The organism is Streptococcus urinalis 2285-97, from assembly GCF_000188055.2.
GTDB lineage: Bacteria > Bacillota > Bacilli > Lactobacillales > Streptococcaceae > Streptococcus > Streptococcus urinalis.
In genome coordinates this window covers 1,386,133-1,405,949 of record NZ_AEUZ02000001.1, presented here as the reverse complement: position 1 = coordinate 1,405,949, position 19,817 = coordinate 1,386,133, and the positions used below count along the sequence as shown (strand labels likewise).

The window sequence follows — 19,817 nt, the reverse complement described above, 5'->3', positions numbered from 1 at the left end:
TTAATTAATCTCGTTTGTATAAGTTATGATTTGTTCAACTGTTTTATCAAGAAAATCAATAGTATCCAGTATAGGTTTATCTGTTGAAATATCTGCACCAATTAATTTTGCTGTTTCAATAGGAGTGCGACTGCCTCCAGATTTTAAGAAAGCTAACCAATCTTTTGCACCATTGGGATGAGATTTCAAATGGAGATAACCTGTAGTAGAAATGACTAGTCCAGCAGAATAAGTATAGCTGTATAATCCCATGTAATAATGAGACTGTCTCATCCAAGTTAAAGCTGCATCATCATCAATTTCAATGGCATCACCCCAGAATTCGGTTAACACATCCTTCATAATGTGATTTAATTGCTCTGCCCCAAAAGTTCCACCATCTTCAATAAGATTGTAAACTTTTCGTTGGAAAGCAGCTTCTAGGAGATGTGTTATAAAATTATGGAAATAAGTATCAGTCAAACGGTGAGCTAAAGCAAAACGTTTTTGACGTGGTTGATCAAATTGATTTTCCAGATAGTCACTTAACATCAGTTCATTAAAAGTTGAAGGAGCTTCGACATAATAAGTAGACATGTGTGTATTAAAGTAACTCTGAGCATTGTCAGAAAAAATAAATTGCCCTGAATGACCAATTTCATGAATTAGCGTATAAACATCTGACATTCTACCAGTCCAACTCATAAGGACATAAGGATGAACTTTGTAAGGATCTGCAGCATAGCCACCAGAATCTTTGTTTTCATTAGCTGCAAAGTCAACCCAACGTTCTGTTTGATAACGTTCTATTTCAGTTAGGTATTCTTGACCTAAAGGTTTTAAGGAATCCATAACAAGCTTATAGGCATCATCAATAGTGACTTCGGGATTGAGTTCGTTATCAATATCTAGTTTCCAATCTGCAAATGTCATTTTCTCAAGGCCATTTACTTGTGCAACATGTTTTACAAATTTTTGAGCAACAGGTCCAAATTTTGTCATTATAAGGTCAATTTGTCTATCAAACATGCTTTTATCAACTTCTTGTTCAGCTAAGAGATAGTCAAAAACTGAAGCATAACCCTTCATATCGGCGATTAACTTTTCAGATTTTACTTTTGACAGATAAGCTGCAGCAGCAGTATTCTGATGTTTTCTTAGGCCTTTTGAAAAAGAGCGGAAAGCTTTTTCACGAACGTCAGCATCTTCATGGTTTTGATAGAAGTTTTCATAACTCACAAAACTATTTTCATATTGTTTGCCATTAACAGTAAAATTTTCCATTTCAAAGTCGCCAGCTCTCATTTTTGTATAAATGTCATACGGCGCATTTAGAATTTCTCTAAAGTTTGTAATAGTTTCCTCAACTTCAGGGGTTAATAAATGTGCCTTTTGAATTTTAGCTTGCCGGATTATTGCTTTGAAATAGTCGTTTTTCTCTAAGGCATCCAAAATGTCGGTATCCGCATTTGCCAAAGCAGTATCAAAAAAACTTAATTCAACGGATGCTTTTGTAACAAAGTCATCACCAGCTTTAGCGATTTGAGCAAATTCATCACTTGAGAAATCAGTTGTTTGTGGCATAAATGAATAAGTTTCAATATGACTTATTTGAATATAGATTTGCTCAATTTCAAATAAGGCCATCTCAAAATCTTTTTTTGTGTTTAAATGATTTTTATAGTTTCTTTTGAAACTGTTGACGTCTTCAAGAGCCTTTTCAATGGCTAGTAAAAAATCATTACGGTCTTTGTATAGAGCTGTTAAATCCCATAATTCTGTTTCTGGGAATTCAGAACGTTTCTTTAGTTTCATAACCATCTCCTTAAATAAAATACTTATCTTGTTAAGTATACCAAAAATCAGTTATAAGTGATAAAAAGAAATGAAATAAAATGTGGAGAATCTTTCTCATAGAAAAAAGAAAAGCTTGAAATTAACTTTATTTTCAAATGAAAAGTGGTATGATAAAAGGGACAACTTGCAAAAGGAGAATGTAAATTGAGTCTTAAGAAGTTAGAAAGTAGTAATCACTTACAGATTGTCGCTGAAGAAGTGAAACTCTTAAAAGGTTTATTGGATGAGACAACTAAACAACTCATTGGTAACGAAACGTTTAAACAAATTGAAGATATTGTAGCCTTATCAACATCTCAAGAGTATGACAAATTAGAAATGGCTATCTCAAATTTGACAACAAAAGAGATGGATGTTATGTCTCGTTACTTTTCAATTTTACCTTTACTAATTAATATTTCTGAAGATGTTGATTTAGCCTATGAAGTTAATTACCAAAATAATATGGGCCAAGATTATTTGGGTAAATTGGATTTGACCATAGACTTAGTTTCTGAAAAAGAAAATCCCAAAGAAATTTTAGAAAATGTTACCGTAGTTCCTGTTTTAACAGCTCACCCTACTCAAGTACAACGTAAGACGGTTTTAGAGTTAACCAGTAATATCCACCAGTTGTTGCGTCAGTATCGTGATGTTAAGTCAGGTGTGATTAGTAGAAAGAAATGGACTGAAGATTTACGTCGTCTCATTGAAATCATCATGCAGACTGATATTATTAGAGAGAAAAAATTGAAAGTCAAAAATGAGATTACTAATGTTATGGCTTACTATCCAACTTCTCTAATTCCAGCTATCTCTAAATTAACAAGTCAATATAAAGCATTAGCAACTGAGAAAGGAATTTCTCTAGACAATCCAAAACCAATCCAGATGGGAATGTGGATTGGTGGTGATAGAGACGGTAATCCTTATGTCACTTCTGCAACACTTGCTTTATCTGCAACAGTTCAAAGTGAAGTTATTCTTCGTTACTACATTGCAAAAGTATCAAAACTTTATCGTACATTCTCTTTATCAACAACACAAACAACGGTAAGTGAAGCAGTTTTAGCATTAGCAGATGCTTCAAATGACAAATCAATTTATCGTGAAAATGAACCCTATCGTAAAGCCTTTCATTTAATTCAAGAAAAGCTTGAACTAACTATTAGTTCATTTAAAGAGACTTCAGAGTTCGATGCTCAAAATAGTCACTATTATCAAACAGCTGAAGCCTTATTAAATGATTTAACAATGATTAAAGACTCGCTGTTAGAAAATGGTAATCAAGCCATGGTGAGTAGTGAGCTTGAAGAACTAATTCAAGCAGTTCGTTTATTTGGTTTTTACTTAGCAACAATTGATATGAGACAAGATTCAAGTATACAAGAAGCTTGTGTTCATGAATTGTTAGCCTCTGCCAATATTGTTTCAAATTATAGTAGTCTCTCAGAGTCTGAGAAATGTGCTGTCCTTATAAAAGAAATTACTGAAGATCCTAGAACACTATCCTCTACGAATTATCCTAAATCAGACCTTTTGAAAAAAGAACTTGCTATTTATCAAGTTGCGCGTGACTTAAAAGACAGACTTGGCGAGGATGTTATCAAGCAACATATTATTTCTCATACTGAAAGTGTTTCAGATATGTTTGAACTTGCAATTATGTTAAAAGAAGTTGGGTTGATTGATAAAGAAAAAGCAAGAATTCAAATAGTACCACTATTTGAAACCATTGAAGATTTAGAGAATGCTTCAACAATCATGCGAGAATATTTACAGTATGATGTTGTTAAAAGATGGATATCATCCAATAATAATTATCAAGAAATTATGCTTGGTTATTCAGATTCAAATAAAGATGGAGGTTATTTATCTTCAGGCTGGACGCTCTATAAAGCTCAAAATGAATTAACTGAAATTGGACAAGAATTTGGCATTAAAATTACATTCTTCCATGGTCGTGGTGGTACAGTTGGCCGTGGTGGAGGTCCATCTTATGAAGCAATCACGTCACAACCATTTGGTTCAATAAAGGATAAAATCAGATTAACGGAGCAGGGCGAAATCATTGAAAATAAATATGGTAACAAGGATGCTGCTTACTATAATCTTGAAATGTTAATATCTGCAACGGTTGATAGAATGGTCACACGAATGATTACTAATCCAGATGATATTGATCATTTCCGTGACGTTATGGACGGAATTGTCGCTAAAAGTAATCTTGTTTATCGACAACTCGTTTTTGATAATCCCAATTTTTATGATTATTTCTTTGAAGCTAGTCCAATTAAAGAAGTTTCAAGTTTAAACATTGGTTCAAGACCAGCAGCTCGTAAAACCATTACAGAGATTACTGGCTTGAGAGCTATCCCATGGGTCTTTTCTTGGTCACAAAATCGTATCATGTTTCCTGGTTGGTATGGTGTTGGGTCAGCATTCAAAGATTATATAGATCAAGATTCCCAAAATCTTGCTAAATTACAACAGATGTATCAGAAATGGCCATTTTTCCATTCATTATTATCAAATGTGGACATGGTCTTATCAAAATCAAATATGAATATTGCAAAACAATATTCAAAATTAGCAAAAAATTCGGAAGTCAGAAACGTTTTTGATATTATTGAAACTGAGTGGCAACTAACTAAAAAAATGATATTACAAATTGAACAACATGATGATCTCTTAGAAGATAGTCCAACACTTAAACATAGTTTGGAGTACCGTCTCCCTTATTTTGACGTGTTAAATTACATTCAAATTGAACTGATTAAACGACTTCGAGATGGCAAATTATCTGAAACAGAAGAAAAAATCATTCATACTACCATTAATGGTGTTGCTACTGGACTAAGAAATTCTGGTTAATTGATTTAGAGAGAAGTCGTTTTCTTCTCTCTTTTTCTTTTTATTAGACTTGAAAGATGATATAATGCTAGATGATTATTTCTGAATTGGAGAAACTATGAAGATTGATAAAAGGCATTTGCTTAATTACTCGATATTGTTGCCTTATTTAATTTTATCGGTCATTGGACTAATAATTGTATACTCTACAACGAGTGCAACCTTAATTCAATACCACTTAAATCCTTTTAGGTCAGTAATTAACCAAGGAATGTTTTGGCTAGTTAGTTTGATTGCTATTACCTTTATTTACAAATTAAAGTTAAACTTCCTAAAAAATTCAAAAGTACTTACTGTTGCATTATTGGTAGAAGTAATCCTTCTTTTTATAGCACGTTTCTTCACTAAAGAAGTAAATGGTGCTCATGGCTGGATTGTTTTAGGCCCAATCAGTTTTCAACCTGCAGAATACTTAAAAGTTTTAATGGTTTGGTTTTTAGCATTAACTTTTCAGCGTAGGCAGACAGACATCCAAAAATACGATTATCAAGCTCTGACAAAAAATAAGTGGATCCCAAGATCGACTTCTGACTTAAAGGACTGGCGATTTTATTCTCTCTTTATGATTTTATTAGTTGCAGCACAACCAGATTTAGGAAATGCAGCTATTATTGTTTTAACATTATTATTAATGTATTCAGTTAGTGGGATAGGTTACCGTTGGTTTTCAGCCATATTAACAGTTATTGTTAGTGTTTCGGCTTTCTTTATTGGCTTAACCGCCATTGTTGGTGTTGATAAGATGGCTAAGGTGCCATTGTTTGGTTATGTTGCTAAACGGTTTAGTGCTTTCTTTAATCCATTTCATGACTTATCTGGTGCGGGTCACCAACTAGCTAATTCATACTATGCTATGAGTAATGGTGGTTGGTTTGGACTGGGACTAGGTAATTCAATTGAAAAAAGAGGCTATCTACCTGAAGCACAAACAGACTTTGTTTTTTCTATTGTAATCGAAGAACTTGGTTTAATTGGGGCAGCATTAATCTTAGCTCTAGTATTCTTTTTGATATTAAGAATTTTACATGTGGGAATAAAAGCTAAAGATCCATTTAACGCTATGATGGCTCTGGGAGTTGGTGGCATGATTTTGATGCAAATATTTGTCAATATTGGAGGTATATCAGGACTGATTCCTTCAACCGGTGTCACATTTCCTTTTTTATCACAGGGTGGTAATAGTTTGCTAGTCTTGTCGGTAGCTATAGGATTTGTATTAAATATTGATGCTAATGAGAAACGTGAAGAGATTCTAAGGGAAGTAGAACAAGATGATAATTATTTTTCTGAATCTTATTCAAATGATACAAATGTAATTAATATTAATCAATTTCAATAAAATCTCCAAAATGGAGATTTTTTTGTAACCAAATCAAAAGTCATTCGTTTTATTTATGAAAGGGGGAGGTGAGAGACATAAAACTTGATGATTATGAAAAAGAACTTGTTGTCTATGCAAGAGAAATCAGTTTTTATCTTCAAAAATCGGGTGCTTTTAAAGAAGAGGCTGATGATGTCAGTCAAGACGTGCTTTTAAAAATGTTAGAAAGTGATCTGATTTTACCCTTAAATAAGATAAGAGCTTGGATGTATCGAACTGCTGTAAGACAATATATTGATCATTATAGAAGACAACAAAAATATCAGGATATACTACAAAACCATTTTTTTAATGATAAGACACCAAATAAATTTGATTTTAATTACTATACTCCAGTTTATAAAGCAATAGAAAGTCTCAAAAAACATGATCAAATGGTTTTAGATCTCTATTATTTCCAAAATTTCTCTGTAAAAGAGATCAGTACAATACTCCACTATTCAACAAGTAAAGTAAAAGTTGATTTAATGAGAGCACGAAAAAAATTAAAACGAGAACTTGAAAAGGAAGCTTACATTTATGAAGATTTCAACTAATTTTGAAGAAATTGCAAAGAAAAGTAAAAGAAGAAGTTTAGTTAAGACGATTATTATCAGTAGTCTAGTTTCAATTGTTATCATAGGTTTGTTAGTAAAAGCAATGAGCTATATGACGAGTGAGAATGGCAATAAGGTTAAAAGTCATTATTTATTAATGTCTGAAATTGCATATCCCAATATCACGTCAAGTAATTGGACGTTTCAACCATTATCCATTTTTACTGGACAGTTTAAAGCAGATCGTTTTAAAAATATAGATGGTATTTCAGTACCCTACGAAAAGATGGAAGCTAATTATTCTCTGACAAAATCGGATTTAACAGATACAAATGTTTGGCTTAAGACTGGTGACAATGACAAATCTGAGTACACCCAATCAACCAATATCAAATCTCCTGTCTTTTACAATCCAAATGTCAACCAAAAGAATCCTAATAATAAGAAAAAGACAAACGATATTTCATTACTCTCAAAAATGTCAGGTAAAGCAGTAGAAGTAGCTGTTACTTTTGATAAACCCTATACGGTTGATCAAATTTCAAAAATGGTTCCCAATAATTTGTTAATTAATTGGTACTGGATTGGTTCGAAAAGTCATTATGATTTATCAGGTTTAACACCTGATAATCAGTTAGGTATTTCACTACAAGATAGTAAGAAGATGAGTCAGTATGATTTAACATTATTCAGAGAAAATTTAAAATCTGCCTTAGACAAAAACTATTTGAAGAGTGAGTATGGAACAGATACGACAAAAATGACAAGTTCATCGTTTAATCTATCAAGTGACGCTAAAGAATTTTTAAAAGCAAATCAATCGTTAAAAACAGCTAAATTTTCAGGTGTTATTTTAACAGGTAAATCAGAAAACTTCTCAACTTTAACAGGCAAATCATGGATTTATGCCTCAAATATTGGAACTAGTGTCGATATTCAACCTTATCATCAATTAACACGTTAAAATCCATATAAAAAGCATAAAATACTTGCAATTTCGCTATAATTTGCTATAATAGTAAGGTAAAGTTAGACTGTATTGCCTACCGTCTATCTATAAAATATATTTTATTGGAGGCTTTTCCCAAAATGGCAAAAGAAAAATACGATCGTAGTAAACCACACGTTAACATTGGTACAATCGGACACGTTGACCATGGTAAAACTACTTTAACAGCTGCAATTACAACTGTTTTAGCACGTCGCTTACCAACTGCAGTTAACCAACCAAAAGATTATGCTTCTATCGATGCTGCTCCAGAAGAGCGCGAACGCGGAATCACAATCAACACTGCACACGTTGAGTACGAAACTGAAAAACGTCACTATGCTCACATCGACGCTCCAGGACACGCGGACTACGTTAAAAATATGATCACTGGTGCCGCTCAAATGGACGGAGCTATCCTTGTAGTTGCTTCAACTGACGGACCAATGCCACAAACTCGTGAACATATCCTTCTTTCACGTCAAGTTGGTGTTAAAAACCTTATCGTTTTCATGAACAAAGTTGACCTTGTTGATGATGAAGAATTGTTAGAATTAGTTGAAATGGAAATTCGTGACCTTCTTTCAGAATACGATTTCCCAGGTGATGATCTACCAGTTATCCAAGGTTCAGCTCTTAAAGCTCTTGAAGGTGATTCAAAATACGAAGACATCATCATGGAATTGATGAATGTTGTTGATGACTATATTCCAGAACCAGAACGTGATACTGATAAACCTTTACTTCTTCCAGTCGAAGACGTATTCTCAATCACTGGACGTGGTACTGTTGCTTCAGGACGTATCGACCGTGGTACTGTTAAAGTCAATGACGAAGTTGAAATCGTTGGTATCAAAGAAGACATCAAGAAAGCTGTTGTTACTGGTGTAGAAATGTTCCGTAAACAACTTGATGAAGGTCTTGCTGGTGATAACGTTGGTGTGCTTTTACGTGGTATCCAACGTGACGAAATCGAACGTGGACAAGTTCTTGCTAAACCAGGTTCAATTCATCCACATACTAAATTCAAAGGTGAAGTTTACATCCTTTCTAAAGAAGAAGGTGGACGTCATACTCCATTCTTCAACAACTATCGTCCACAATTCTATTTCCGTACAACTGACGTAACAGGTTCAATCGAACTTCCAGCAGGTACAGAAATGGTTATGCCTGGTGATAACGTAACAATCGATGTTGAATTGATTCACCCAATCGCCGTTGAACAAGGTACTACTTTCTCAATTCGTGAAGGTGGACGTACTGTTGGTTCAGGTATCGTTTCAGAAATTGAAGCTTAATTTTTATTAAGTTCCCAGAATTAACAGTTATTTGTCAGACAACAAATAGTTAAGAGTCTCATTCGAGACTCTTTTTTATTTTCTGAAAAAAATTGCTATCTTTGTGAAAAATATAGTAAATTATTACCAATTTCTTTAATAATAATGTCTTTTATGGTAAAATGGAGTAGTAAAATATATAGAAGAAGAGGTATGTGAAATGTCACGTAAACCATTTATCGCTGGTAACTGGAAAATGAACAAAAACCCAGAAGAAGCTAAAGCATTTATCGAAGCTGTAGCATCTAAATTACCATCATCAGATCTTGTTGAAGCTGGTATTGCAGCTCCTGCATTGACTTTATCAAGTGTATTAGAAGTTGCTAAAGGTTCAGAATTGAAAGTAGCTGCTCAAAATTCTTATTTTGAAAATTCAGGTGCTTTTACTGGTGAAAATAGTCCCAAAGTCATTGCAGAAATGGGAGCTGATTACATTGTAATTGGTCACTCAGAACGTCGTGATTACTTCCATGAAACTGATGAAGATATCAATAAAAAAGCAAAAGCAATTTTTGCAAATGGTTTGCTACCAATCATTTGTTGTGGTGAATCACTTGAAACTTACGAAGCTGGTAAAGCAGTAGAATTTGTTGGTGCACAAGTTTCAGCTGCATTAAAAGATTTAACTGCAGAACAAGTTTCTTCTTTAGTAATTGCTTATGAACCAATCTGGGCTATTGGTACTGGTAAATCTGCTACTCAAGATGATGCACAAAACATGTGTAAAGCTGTTCGTGATGTTATAGCTGCTGATTTTGGTCAAGACGTTGCTGACAAAGTACGTGTTCAATATGGTGGTTCAGTTAAACCTGAAAATGTTGCATCATACATGGCATGTCCAGATGTTGACGGTGCTCTTGTTGGTGGTGCTTCACTAGAAGCAGAAAGTTTCCTAGCTTTATTAGATTTTGTACAATAAATTAAAAAAAGCCTTCTTAAGGAAGGCTTTTTTTAGTTTATTATTTTTAAAACGGGATTCAATATTTTATAAAACTCGCCAACTAAAATATCAAGTTGTCCACCAAACTGACTTTTGAATTTAAAATTACCTTTTCCAGCATTAGCCATTTCAGTTTCAGTCGTACCATAAAAATTAAAAAGTTGGTATTGATTATTAATAGCATACTGCAACATTTCCCAATGAATGAGAGTAGCTGCACAAAAGTTCATATATCGTTCATCGTTTCCACCTTGGAAACTTACTATTTCATTTCCATAGCACATAAATAGATATGATGACAATGGTAATTTATTCCCTTGGATTGACATGTGATCAAATTCTTCTTGACGTTTATAATATGATCTTAATTGATCTTTTGCATCTGCAATTTGACCTTTTGTTCTTTTTTTCTGAGGTCTATCTTCCAGTTCTTTTATTTTTGTTTCAAAAGACGAGATATTTTGATTTAAATAGTTCTGGTAAGCCTCACAATCAAGATATGCTAGCATAAATTTTGCATGTTCTTTGAATTGTTCCTTGATTGATTTAAAGTAGTCAAATTCTTGTATTGAAAATCCTTTTCGTTCTCCAGTCATTTGGAGAATATGATAAAATTCATCTAAATTTTCAACATTTAGTTCCTCAATTTTAACCTGCATGGCCTGAGATTTTTTGATATCTCTTTTTACAGAAGGGATTAAATTCTCAAGAAGTTCCTCTTTTGTATGAATAGTCTCCAGAGGTTTCACAAATTGAGTATTTATTATCATTTCTTGTTCTTTATCAAAAGCCCTTTGATATCCAGCAGTTGAAAATGATTTAATGAGTTCACCGTTTAATTGTGATTGAACCGTCTGTAGTTGGTTATCCTTTATTGTTTCTATAACATAAGGGAAATAGCTTATTTTTGCAACCTTTTGTTTTTTGAAGTAGGACTCCAATGAAGCTATTAATTGGCTTATCAGTGCTTGATCTTGATTTGAGTATATTGGACCGTGTAAAATGAGAGCTTCTTTAAAAAAACGTTTGATTTTTCGATATTGAACAAGCAACTGTCCAACAATTGTTTCATCTTCAAAAACAAGTAGACAAGAGACATCTCTACCTCGTAAGGCTTGTAATCTTGCCATTTGCCCAGTTTGTAGAAAATTTTGTTGTGGAAAATTTTCTTGACTCTTTGTGAATGTTTCCCAGTCGACTTCTTTGATGTTTAACATAATCCCTCCGTTATTCATGATGTTTTTTACGGATTTTATAGGCTAACATAGCAGGTTTTGACAAAAGTCCTACTGGAATATTAAATTCACCTACAAACTCTTCAACTGTTGGTAAAAATTGAATTTTAAATTTATAAAGACCACCATCTAAGTCATTTTCTAACCCACCCATATTTTGTGATATAAATCCATTTGAAAATAGATACTCAATCGTTTCATACCAGACTGCTACAGATGGTTGGTACTGACTATAAATAGTATCTGTACCAGCATATAGGTTATCAGAGATATCACCAAATTGAAGATTAAGTGTGCCCCCGATAGGAATAATATCTGCCATATTTTCTTTGACTTGTCTTTCTTCTAAAAACTCTTTTTCTTCAGTAAGACGTTTTATGGCATTTACATTTTCTGTTCGTTTTGATTCTTTTGTTTTATCATTGAACTTAGCCGCAATTTTTTCTTGTTTATCTAATTCTTTTTCAATTGCCTCTAATCTGTCTGAAATATGTAATCTAGCCACTCCGATAAAAGAACTATCAGGATAAGTTTCTAATAATTTTTGATAATAGTCTGCCCCTCTTAAATTGATATTCTTTCGTTCTTCTGTTTTTTTCATGACTGTTGCAAATTCTTCAACAAGTTCTACGCCACCAAAGACGACATCAACATTTTTGTTTCGGGCTGTTTTGATTTTCCGTTTCATCGTTTTTGACAATTTATCAAAAGAAAATTGATCTGCATAAATATTTGCTTGAAAACGCGGTTGAATATTAGTCCCTAATTCTGTAGTTAGACCAGTCCATTCAACTCCTAAAGAAGTTAATGTATTTAAAACTGCTTTTGTCTTTTCATTGATTTCGTGATAGTTCTCTTGATTGTGCACACGGTAAATTAATGCAGGATCAAATTTTACAAATAATGCTTTCTGTTTTTTTCCAATTTCTTTTAATGATTTAACAACAAAGCGTAGTAATTCTTTATCGTCATAGTTCATAATAGGTCCTCTTGGAATATACAACATGGTAAAACCAAGTGGTAGAGGTTGTATTAAGATGGCTGCAACTGCAGCTAGTTCATGATTTTTATAAAAACCAACACGTTCATGTTTCCAATTATCTTTTACTTTAGCCCAATTTGCACTTTGCAAGACATTTTTTAATGGGCTTTTTTTGACAAAATTGTCATGTTCTGATTTTGAAATGCCTGTTTTATAGGTGTACATTAGTTTAATACCCATTTGCGAATAGCATAAGCTACGCCACTTTCATTATTAGATTTTGTAATATATTTTGCAATTTCCTTTATTTCTGGAGTACCATTTTCCATTACTACAGGATTACCAACAACTTCAAGCATAGCCCGGTCATTTTCGGCATCGCCAATAGCCATAGTTTCTGACATATCAATAGATAGTCTCTCTGCCAAGTGCTTTATTGCATTGCCTTTACTAACCTGTTTTGCCATGAATTCTAGATAAAAAGGTGTGGATTTGACAATATTGTATTTATCATAAAATTCTTTAGGAATGAGTTTTATGGCTTTATCTAAAACATCTGGTTCATCAATCATCATCATTTTAACAATATCTTTAGATGCCATTTCTTCTGGTGTTCTATAATAAACTGGCATATTGACTAGTGTTGCTTCATGAATGGTGTATTTACCAATATCGCGATTAGCTGTGTAGATACCTTCTTTAGTAATGGCATGCATATGTAATCCAAGTTTGCGACTCAAAAATTCGATATCTAAATAATCTTCATAAGTCATAGTTTCTTTAACAATTTCTTCACCTGTAGCAGTGTCTTGAACCAAACTACCATTAAAAGTGATAACATAGTCACCTTCATCTTTTAAATCAAGTTCGTAAAGTAATTGTTCAACACCAGCAATCGGTCTTCCTGTAGCCAGCATAACTTTGACCCCTGCTTTTTTGGCATCTTTAACAGCTGATAAAACGTCATCAGTTATTTTTCGGTCGTCATTGATTAAAGTACCATCGATATCGACAGCAACAAGTTTTATAGACATAGTTAACTCCTTTTGAAATTTGCAAAAAATCTCTACCTTATATCTTACTAAAAAAGGCAGTTTTTGTCATGGTATACCTTTAGTATTTAAAAAGCTGAATAATGTTATCGTTTACATAAAAAAAGTAATCGTATGATTACTTTTTAGTGATCAAATGTAAAATGTTCATTTGATAAATAACTGATAAAAACTTCTTTATTTGCGGAAAACAGATCATCTGTTTGTAACATTTCTTTAGGAAAGTAGAAACGTCGATCACCAAAAGTAGTACCAGTCAAAGTTTTGACAATTGGTGATAATTTAGATAATTCTTGGCGATTGCCATCTTTTTGGATGATTTCAATTTGCATTCTTGGATTTTCTCGTTCAGGACGATAAATATCATAAGGGAGATCAAAATTGACATGCACACCTGTATAATATTCTGGATCAAATCCAACTGAAGCAACAATGTCTTTTAATCTATCTAAAGAAGGTTCAGATTTAGCTTCAAAAGTTACGGATTTTGGCACAACCCTATTAATAAATCGTTTTGCTAAATCTGACAAGATATTATCTGGACTTGACATCCAGGACTGAAAATAAGTAGTCATCACACCATCATCTAAAGCTAAGTAGTCTTGAAGATTATAATGATTTTCAAAAAATGGAATTAACAATGGTGATGATTTTTCAAAATAAGAATGGGTCCTTTGGTATAAATACTTTGCCCTTTTAAATAAATTTTGTAGTAACATCTCCATTCCTCGACTTGCAGGATGAAAATAAACTTGCATGTACATTTGATATCGACTAACAATATAATCTTCTACTGAATGCATACCACTATAGTCAAATACGATGCCATCAGTAGTTGGTCTAATAACTCGTAAGATCCTCATGAGGTCAAATTGTCCATAATTGGCAGCTGAATAATAGGAGTCTCTTAAAAGATAATCCATACGATCACAGTCGATTTGACTAGAGATGAGCTGAACGACCTGCTTATTTGGATAAGTGTGATTAATAACACTGGCTACTTTTGAGGGAAAGTCTGGTGATACTTTAGAAAGAATTTGATTAATCTCAGTAGTCGGATTAGTAATGATTTCCTGAGTAAATGCTTCATGATCTGTTTCAAAAAGACGTTCAAATGTATGAGAATAAGCACCATGACCAATATCGTGTAATAGAGCAGCTGTCATGGTTAACAGGGATTCTTTTGTATCCCAAATATCAGTGTATTTTTGTTCGAAAATTTCGGTGACTCGACGAGCTATCTCATAAACTCCGAGACAATGTGAAAAACGACTATGTTCAGCCCCGTGAAAGGTAAAAGAAGTTGTTGGGACTTGTTTAATTCTTCTTAGTCGTTGAAATTCAGGTGTATTTATAAGATCATAAATGACTTTTTGATTAACATGGATATAATTGTGAACGGGATCACGAAAAACTTTTTCATTCATAAGCCTATTATAACAAAAAAATAATTTCCTACCTTAAATTGAATAAGTATAAGTTTACAAAACTCATAATTTACCATACAATAAGTCATATCATGAAAAGTTAGGATTTTAGTCACTAAAATGCACATTTATATTAATAACAAAATCTCAATGCCAGATTATCAAGAAACAATAAAAGAATCATACCCAGTTGAATTGATAAAAAAAAATGGTTATTGTTTTCTCGTTTATCAAAATGAAGAAAACGAAAAAGTCATATTAAAATTTAACAACGAAGAATTAACAATGACAAGATATACAAATCCAAAAACAATTATGCAATTTCATAAAAATGAAGTTAAAGAAATGATGATTCCAACACCCCTTGGAAGGCAAGTATTTTTGACAAAAACGGATTTCTTTGAGTTTTCAAAAGATACCCAATCCTTATCATTACATTATCAACTCAAACAAGCAGCGAATGGTAATCTAATGGCAAATTACCAAATGAAAGTAGAGTGGCATTAATATGGCTGAAAAAAAGAAAGAAGGAATGACTAGTGTTATAGCAGCACTGTCAGCTAATGTCTTAGTCGCAATTTCTAAATTAATTGGATTTTTATTATCGGGATCAACAGCTATGATGAATGAGTCAATTCATAGTATAGTTGATTGTGGCAATCAATTATTATTAATTGTAGGTGATAAAAAAGCTAGTCGGCAAGTAAGCTCGAAACACCCTTTTGGTGAAGCACGAGCAAAATATTTTTATAGTACTATTGTAGCTATGATGCTCTTTTTTGGTGGTGGAGCCTTGGGTATTATGGAAGCAATCGAAAAATTAACAAGTCCTTCTCATGAAATTGAAAATGTTGTTATTGTTATTGCAATATTAATTTTTGGAATGCTTGTTGAAGGTTCAAGTCTTAGAGTTGCTTTTAAAGAAATAAAAGCATTAAATCAAGAAAACCTTCCATTATTTCAATTTTTAAAAGAAAGTCGTCATAGTGAGATTTTAATCATCTTTGCAGAAGATTCATGTGCAGTAATTGGTTTAGTATTAGCTCTTTTAGGAACAATTTTGTCTTATCTTACGGGTAATGCTGTTTATGATGCTATCTCAGGCTTGTTGATTGGTATAATGCTTTGCCTAGCAGCATTATTTTTAGCTAAAGAATTCTACAGCTTAATTATTGGTGAAAGTGCAACTGAAAAAGATCTTGCTATTATCAAAGCATCTTTTGTAGGTCCTGAGTTGGATCATTTAATAGATTTAAAAACGATTCATTTAAGTGCAACAGATTTATTGGTCACAGCAAAAATTGAATTAAACACAAATTATATTGCAGATGCTTCAAAGATTATTAATCAAATAGAATTAAAGATTAGAAATTCACTTCCTCAATACCGTATTTTTATTTATATTGAAACAGATACTTATCAAGAGAATTATAAGTCCTAAACTTGCTAATTGTGAGATAATTTTATATAATAAAGTGGTATATCAAGGGAGTAGCGGACGAATTTATTGATTTAAACGAGTTAAAGTTTATTTCATTTTAAATCGTGTTAATGTCGTCATTACGAAAGAAATTTCCGGCATTGGCTTAAACGGCGAGACTTGTTTTTAAAAACAAGTCTCTTTTTGTATCTTAAAAATCAAAAAGAGACTAAAAAAGGGAGGAAATTTTTGTTGAAAGAACAAAAAAAAGGTGTGTTCTACACACAGTCGGAGGAAAAAGTTCTCGCTCAATTAGAGTCAACGCAAGAAGGTTTAAGTAGTCAAGAAGCTGATAAGCGTCTTAATGAATTTGGCCGCAATGAGTTGGAAGAGGGAGAAAAACGCAGTCTCTTTATGAAATTCATCGATCAATTTAAAGATTTGATGATTATCATTTTAATTATATCAGCCTTTTTATCAGTGATTACAGAAGGTTCAAAAGGGCTTACAGATGCTGTTATCATCTTAGCAGTAGTTATCCTTAATGCAGCGTTTGGTGTTTATCAAGAAGGACAAGCAGAAGCAGCGATTGATGCTTTAAAGTCAATGTCTAGCCCATTAGCACGGGTTCGCCGTGATGGACATGTGATTGAAGTGGACTCAAAAGAACTTGTACCAGGAGATATTGTTCTTTTAGAAGCCGGTGATGTTGTTCCTGCTGACATTCGCCTTTTTGAAGCTAATTCCTTAAAAATTGAAGAATCAGCATTGACAGGTGAATCAGTACCAGTTGAAAAAGACTTAACAACTGAGGTTAAAGCTAATGCTGGAATTGGTGACCGTCTAAATATGGCTTATCAAAATTCAAATGTTACTTATGGCCGTGGGCAAGGTGTTGTTACAAACACCGGTATGTATACTGAAGTTGGTAACATTGCTGGTATGCTAGCTAATGCAGATGAAACAGATACTCCACTTAAGCAAAATCTTGATAATCTATCAAAAATTTTAACTTATTCAATTCTAGTTATTGCTGCCATCACATTTGTAGTAGGTGTTTTCTTCAGGGGCGAACAACCATTGGAAGGTTTGATGACCGCCGTAGCTTTAGCTGTAGCAGCTATTCCAGAAGGCTTACCTGCAATCGTAACAGTCGTGCTCTCACTTGGAACACAAGTTTTGGCAAAACGCCATGCGATTATTCGTAAGTTACCAGCTGTTGAAACACTTGGCTCAACTGAAATTATTGCTTCAGATAAAACTGGGACATTAACAATGAACCAAATGACTGTTGAAAAAATATATACAAACAGTCAACTTCAAAATTCATCAGTAGAAGTAGCACCTATAAACAATACGCTTCGTATCATGAATTTTGCTAATGATACGAAAATTGATCCATCTGGTAAATTAATTGGTGATCCAACAGAGACAGCACTTGTCCAGTTTGGGTTAGATCAAAATTTTGATGTTAGAGAAATTTTGAAGGCGGAACCTCGTGTCGCTGAGTTACCATTTGATTCTGATCGTAAATTAATGTCTACGATTCATAAACAAGCTGATGGACATTACTTTGTTGCTGTTAAAGGGGCACCAGATCAACTTTTAAAACGCGTTACACATATTGAAGACAATAGTCAAATTAGACCTTTGACGGATGCTGATAAAGAAGCTATCTTAAAAACAAATAAAGATTTAGCCAAACAAGCATTGCGCGTTTTAATGATGGCTTATAAGGTTGTAGATGCTATTCCAACTTTGGAATCTGAAGTTGTTGAATCTGACTTAGTCTTTAGTGGACTTGTTGGTATGATTGACCCAGAACGTCCTGAAGCTGCTGAAGCAGTTAAAGTTGCGTGTGAAGCTGGTATTCGTCCTATCATGATAACTGGAGACCATCAAGATACTGCTGAAGCTATTGCAAAAAGACTTGGAATCATCGATCCTAATGATACTGAAGATCATGTCTTTACAGGAGCTGAGTTAAATGAATTAAGTGACGAAGAGTTCCAAAAGGTATTTACAAAATACTCAGTTTATGCGCGTGTATCTCCAGAACATAAAGTACGCATTGTAAAAGCATGGCAAAATGAAGGTAAAGTTGTTGCTATGACTGGTGATGGTGTCAATGATGCACCGTCACTAAAAACTGCTGATATTGGTATTGGAATGGGTATCACTGGTACAGAAGTATCAAAAGGCGCATCTGATATGGTTCTTGCAGATGATAACTTTGCCACTATTATCGTCGCTGTCGAAGAAGGACGAAAAGTTTTCTCAAATATTCAAAAAACAATTCAATATCTCTTGTCAGCAAATATGGCTGAAGTCTTTACCATTTTCCTAGCAACTTTATTTGGTTGGGATGTCTTGCAACCAGTTCATCTGCTTTGGATAAATTTAGTAACAGATACGCTACCAGCTATTGCTTTAGGTGTTGAACCTGCTGAGCCAAATGTTATGAAACATAAACCCCGTGGTCGCAAATCTAATTTCTTTGATGGTGGTGTCAAAGAAGCTATTTTATACCAAGGTTTCTTCCAAACAGCACTTGTACTAGGTGTTTATGGTTTTGCACTTCTTTTCCCAGAACACTCTCAAAATCATCTAATGCATGAAGATGCTCTAACTATGGCATACGTGACACTAGGTCTTATACAATTGGTTCATGCCTTCAACGTAAAATCTGTTTATCAATCAATATTTACAGTTGGTGCCTTTAGAAATAGACTCTTCAATTACTCTATTCCCATTGCATTTGTCATTTTGATGGTTACTGTAGTTGTTCCTGGATTTAATAGTGTCTTTCATGTGTCACACTTATCAATCACACAATGGTTAGTAGTTATTATCGGAAGTTTATTGATGATCGTTTTAGTTGAACTTGTAAAAGCAGTTCAACGAATGACTGGTCAAGATAAAAAAGCAATTTAATAATAAAAAAATAGCAGTTAAATCTGCTATTTTTTTGTTGAGCAAAGCATTTAGGCTTGAAGTCAGTTTATGATAAACTGTATAAAAGAAAGGTTTGAAATAATAATGACTGTCATTTTTGCCCACCGTGGAAGTAAATGGAACCGACCTGAAAATACGATTGCAGCATTTGATGAAGCATTGCGTGTAGGGTCTGATGGAATTGAATTGGATGTTCATCGAACTAAAGATAATCATTTAGTAGTGATTCATGATGAAAGTGTTGACCGTACAACAAATGGTGTAGGGTTAGTCCGAGATTTAACACTTGCTGAACTAAAAGAGTTAGATGCTGGTTCTTGGTTCTCAGTTGACTATTTTAGAGAAAAAATTCCGACTTTTATTGAAGTCCTTGAATTTTTAGAAGAAAAAAATTTTCAAGGTTTTTTAAACATCGAAATCAAAACAAATAAATTCCATTATCCGCATATCGAACGAGAAATTGCACAAGTGATGCAAATGAGACAATGGCCTTTTAAATACCTTTATTGTAGTTTTTCTTTTAATAGTTTGAAAATAATGCACGAAGAAGATCCAGAAATCGAACTGGCTTATTTAGTTAAAAGAAACCCTTTTAAAATTTTTATTGGTCGTAAAGCTAAATTCATTGGTGCTTTACATCCTAATAAATTATGGTTTTTCAAAAGAGTTACCAAGGTTCCATTTTTTGGAAAAAATATCAGACCTTGGACACTAAATAAACGAAAACAAATATCACAAACTTTCGATCAAAAGATAGTTGGATTCATGACAGATAATCCAGAATTAGCAGTCAAAATTAGAAATGAAAAACAGCGATCATAATTGATGATTGCTGT

General features: G+C 33.3%; 15 protein-coding genes. 10 read left to right on the top strand and 5 right to left on the bottom strand.

The window, feature by feature from the left end; genetic code table 11:
- On the bottom strand, nt 1-1,794 hold the full coding sequence (gene pepF / locus STRUR_RS07115) for an oligoendopeptidase F (protein WP_006738559.1): 1,794 nt from the start codon (nt 1,792-1,794) through the stop codon (nt 1-3).
- Between the two features lie 240 nt (nt 1,795-2,034).
- Between pepF and ppc the strand changes: the two genes are divergently transcribed.
- The 6 genes from ppc to tpiA all read left to right on the top strand — a co-directional run bounded on the left by ppc (nt 2,035) and on the right by tpiA (nt 9,889).
- Nucleotides 2,035-4,689: a phosphoenolpyruvate carboxylase gene (gene ppc / locus STRUR_RS07110; protein WP_406874640.1), complete on the top strand. Its 2,655-nt coding sequence runs from the start codon at nt 2,035-2,037 to the stop codon at nt 4,687-4,689.
- Between the two features lie 97 nt (nt 4,690-4,786).
- The gene (gene ftsW / locus STRUR_RS07105) at nt 4,787-6,067 is read left to right on the top strand and encodes a cell division peptidoglycan polymerase FtsW (RefSeq protein ID WP_006740059.1); all 1,281 of its coding nucleotides are present in this window, start codon (nt 4,787-4,789) and stop codon (nt 6,065-6,067) included.
- Nucleotides 6,068-6,135: 68 nt separating this feature from the next.
- On the top strand, nt 6,136-6,645 hold the full coding sequence (locus STRUR_RS07100) for an RNA polymerase sigma factor (RefSeq protein ID WP_006740393.1): 510 nt from the start codon (nt 6,136-6,138) through the stop codon (nt 6,643-6,645).
- Complete coding sequence (locus tag STRUR_RS07095) at nt 6,629-7,609, top strand: anti sigma factor C-terminal domain-containing protein (RefSeq protein WP_006738733.1); 981 nt, start codon at nt 6,629-6,631, stop codon at nt 7,607-7,609. Before STRUR_RS07100 ends, STRUR_RS07095 begins: the two co-directional genes overlap by 17 nt.
- Before the next feature lie 125 nt (nt 7,610-7,734).
- Nucleotides 7,735-8,931, top strand: coding sequence for an elongation factor Tu (tuf, locus tag STRUR_RS07090; protein WP_006739206.1), 1,197 nt, complete (start codon nt 7,735-7,737; stop codon nt 8,929-8,931).
- 199 nt (nt 8,932-9,130) lie between these two features.
- A complete protein-coding gene (gene tpiA / locus STRUR_RS07085) occupies nt 9,131-9,889 on the top strand; it encodes a triose-phosphate isomerase (protein WP_006740304.1) in 759 nt (252 codons plus the stop codon).
- Between the two features lie 32 nt (nt 9,890-9,921).
- On the opposite strand, the gene STRUR_RS07080 is transcribed toward tpiA, so the two are convergent.
- From STRUR_RS07080 to STRUR_RS07065, 4 genes are all read right to left on the bottom strand, one after another.
- Nucleotides 9,922-11,127 (bottom strand): peptidoglycan bridge formation glycyltransferase FemA/FemB family protein, encoded by a 1,206-nt coding sequence (locus tag STRUR_RS07080; RefSeq protein ID WP_006738652.1) that lies wholly within the window; start codon nt 11,125-11,127, stop codon nt 9,922-9,924.
- A 10-nt stretch (nt 11,128-11,137) separates the two neighbouring features.
- Nucleotides 11,138-12,352 carry an aminoacyltransferase gene (locus STRUR_RS07075; RefSeq protein ID WP_006739114.1) on the bottom strand — a complete coding sequence of 405 codons (1,215 nt, stop codon included), beginning with the start codon at nt 12,350-12,352 and terminating at the stop codon, nt 11,138-11,140.
- Entirely contained in the window at nt 12,352-13,161 is an 810-nt protein-coding gene (gene yidA / locus STRUR_RS07070; protein WP_006739591.1) for a sugar-phosphatase, read from the bottom strand. The genes STRUR_RS07075 and yidA overlap by 1 nt, the downstream gene beginning before the upstream one ends.
- A 143-nt stretch (nt 13,162-13,304) precedes the next feature.
- On the bottom strand, nt 13,305-14,606 hold the full coding sequence (locus tag STRUR_RS07065; protein WP_006739536.1) for an HD domain-containing protein: 1,302 nt from the start codon (nt 14,604-14,606) through the stop codon (nt 13,305-13,307).
- Between the two features lie 120 nt (nt 14,607-14,726).
- Between STRUR_RS07065 and STRUR_RS07060 the strand changes: the two genes are divergently transcribed.
- The 4 genes from STRUR_RS07060 (at nt 14,727) to STRUR_RS07045 (ending at nt 19,803) form a co-directional block, all read left to right on the top strand.
- A complete protein-coding gene (locus STRUR_RS07060) occupies nt 14,727-15,113 on the top strand; it encodes a YwiB family protein (protein WP_006740011.1) in 387 nt (128 codons plus the stop codon).
- Nucleotide 15,114: 1 nt separating this feature from the next.
- Nucleotides 15,115-16,047, top strand: a complete 933-nt coding sequence (locus STRUR_RS07055) for a cation diffusion facilitator family transporter (protein ID WP_006739443.1) — start codon at nt 15,115-15,117, stop codon at nt 16,045-16,047.
- Nucleotides 16,048-16,275: 228 nt separating this feature from the next.
- On the top strand, nt 16,276-18,960 hold the full coding sequence (locus STRUR_RS07050; RefSeq protein ID WP_040832761.1) for a cation-translocating P-type ATPase: 2,685 nt from the start codon (nt 16,276-16,278) through the stop codon (nt 18,958-18,960).
- A 105-nt stretch (nt 18,961-19,065) separates the two neighbouring features.
- Complete coding sequence (locus tag STRUR_RS07045) at nt 19,066-19,803, top strand: glycerophosphodiester phosphodiesterase (RefSeq protein ID WP_006738737.1); 738 nt, start codon at nt 19,066-19,068, stop codon at nt 19,801-19,803.
- Nucleotides 19,804-19,817 lie beyond the last annotated feature (14 nt).

Bases quoted from the DNA above. Each gene is read 5' to 3' on its own strand.
- pepF (WP_006738559.1), bottom strand. From the start codon at position 1,794: ATGAAACTAAAGAAACGTTCTGAATTCCCAGAAACAGAATTATGGGAT.
- ftsW (WP_006740059.1), top strand. From the start codon at position 4,787: ATGAAGATTGATAAAAGGCATTTGCTTAATTACTCGATATTGTTGCCT.
- STRUR_RS07095 (WP_006738733.1), top strand. From the start codon at position 6,629: ATGAAGATTTCAACTAATTTTGAAGAAATTGCAAAGAAAAGTAAAAGA.
- tuf (WP_006739206.1), top strand. From the start codon at position 7,735: ATGGCAAAAGAAAAATACGATCGTAGTAAACCACACGTTAACATTGGT.
- tpiA (WP_006740304.1), top strand. From the start codon at position 9,131: ATGTCACGTAAACCATTTATCGCTGGTAACTGGAAAATGAACAAAAAC.
- STRUR_RS07080 (WP_006738652.1), bottom strand. From the start codon at position 11,127: ATGTTAAACATCAAAGAAGTCGACTGGGAAACATTCACAAAGAGTCAA.
- STRUR_RS07075 (WP_006739114.1), bottom strand. From the start codon at position 12,352: ATGTACACCTATAAAACAGGCATTTCAAAATCAGAACATGACAATTTT.
- yidA (WP_006739591.1), bottom strand. From the start codon at position 13,161: ATGTCTATAAAACTTGTTGCTGTCGATATCGATGGTACTTTAATCAAT.
- STRUR_RS07065 (WP_006739536.1), bottom strand. From the start codon at position 14,606: ATGAATGAAAAAGTTTTTCGTGATCCCGTTCACAATTATATCCATGTT.
- STRUR_RS07060 (WP_006740011.1), top strand. From the start codon at position 14,727: ATGCACATTTATATTAATAACAAAATCTCAATGCCAGATTATCAAGAA.
- STRUR_RS07055 (WP_006739443.1), top strand. From the start codon at position 15,115: ATGGCTGAAAAAAAGAAAGAAGGAATGACTAGTGTTATAGCAGCACTG.
- STRUR_RS07045 (WP_006738737.1), top strand. From the start codon at position 19,066: ATGACTGTCATTTTTGCCCACCGTGGAAGTAAATGGAACCGACCTGAA.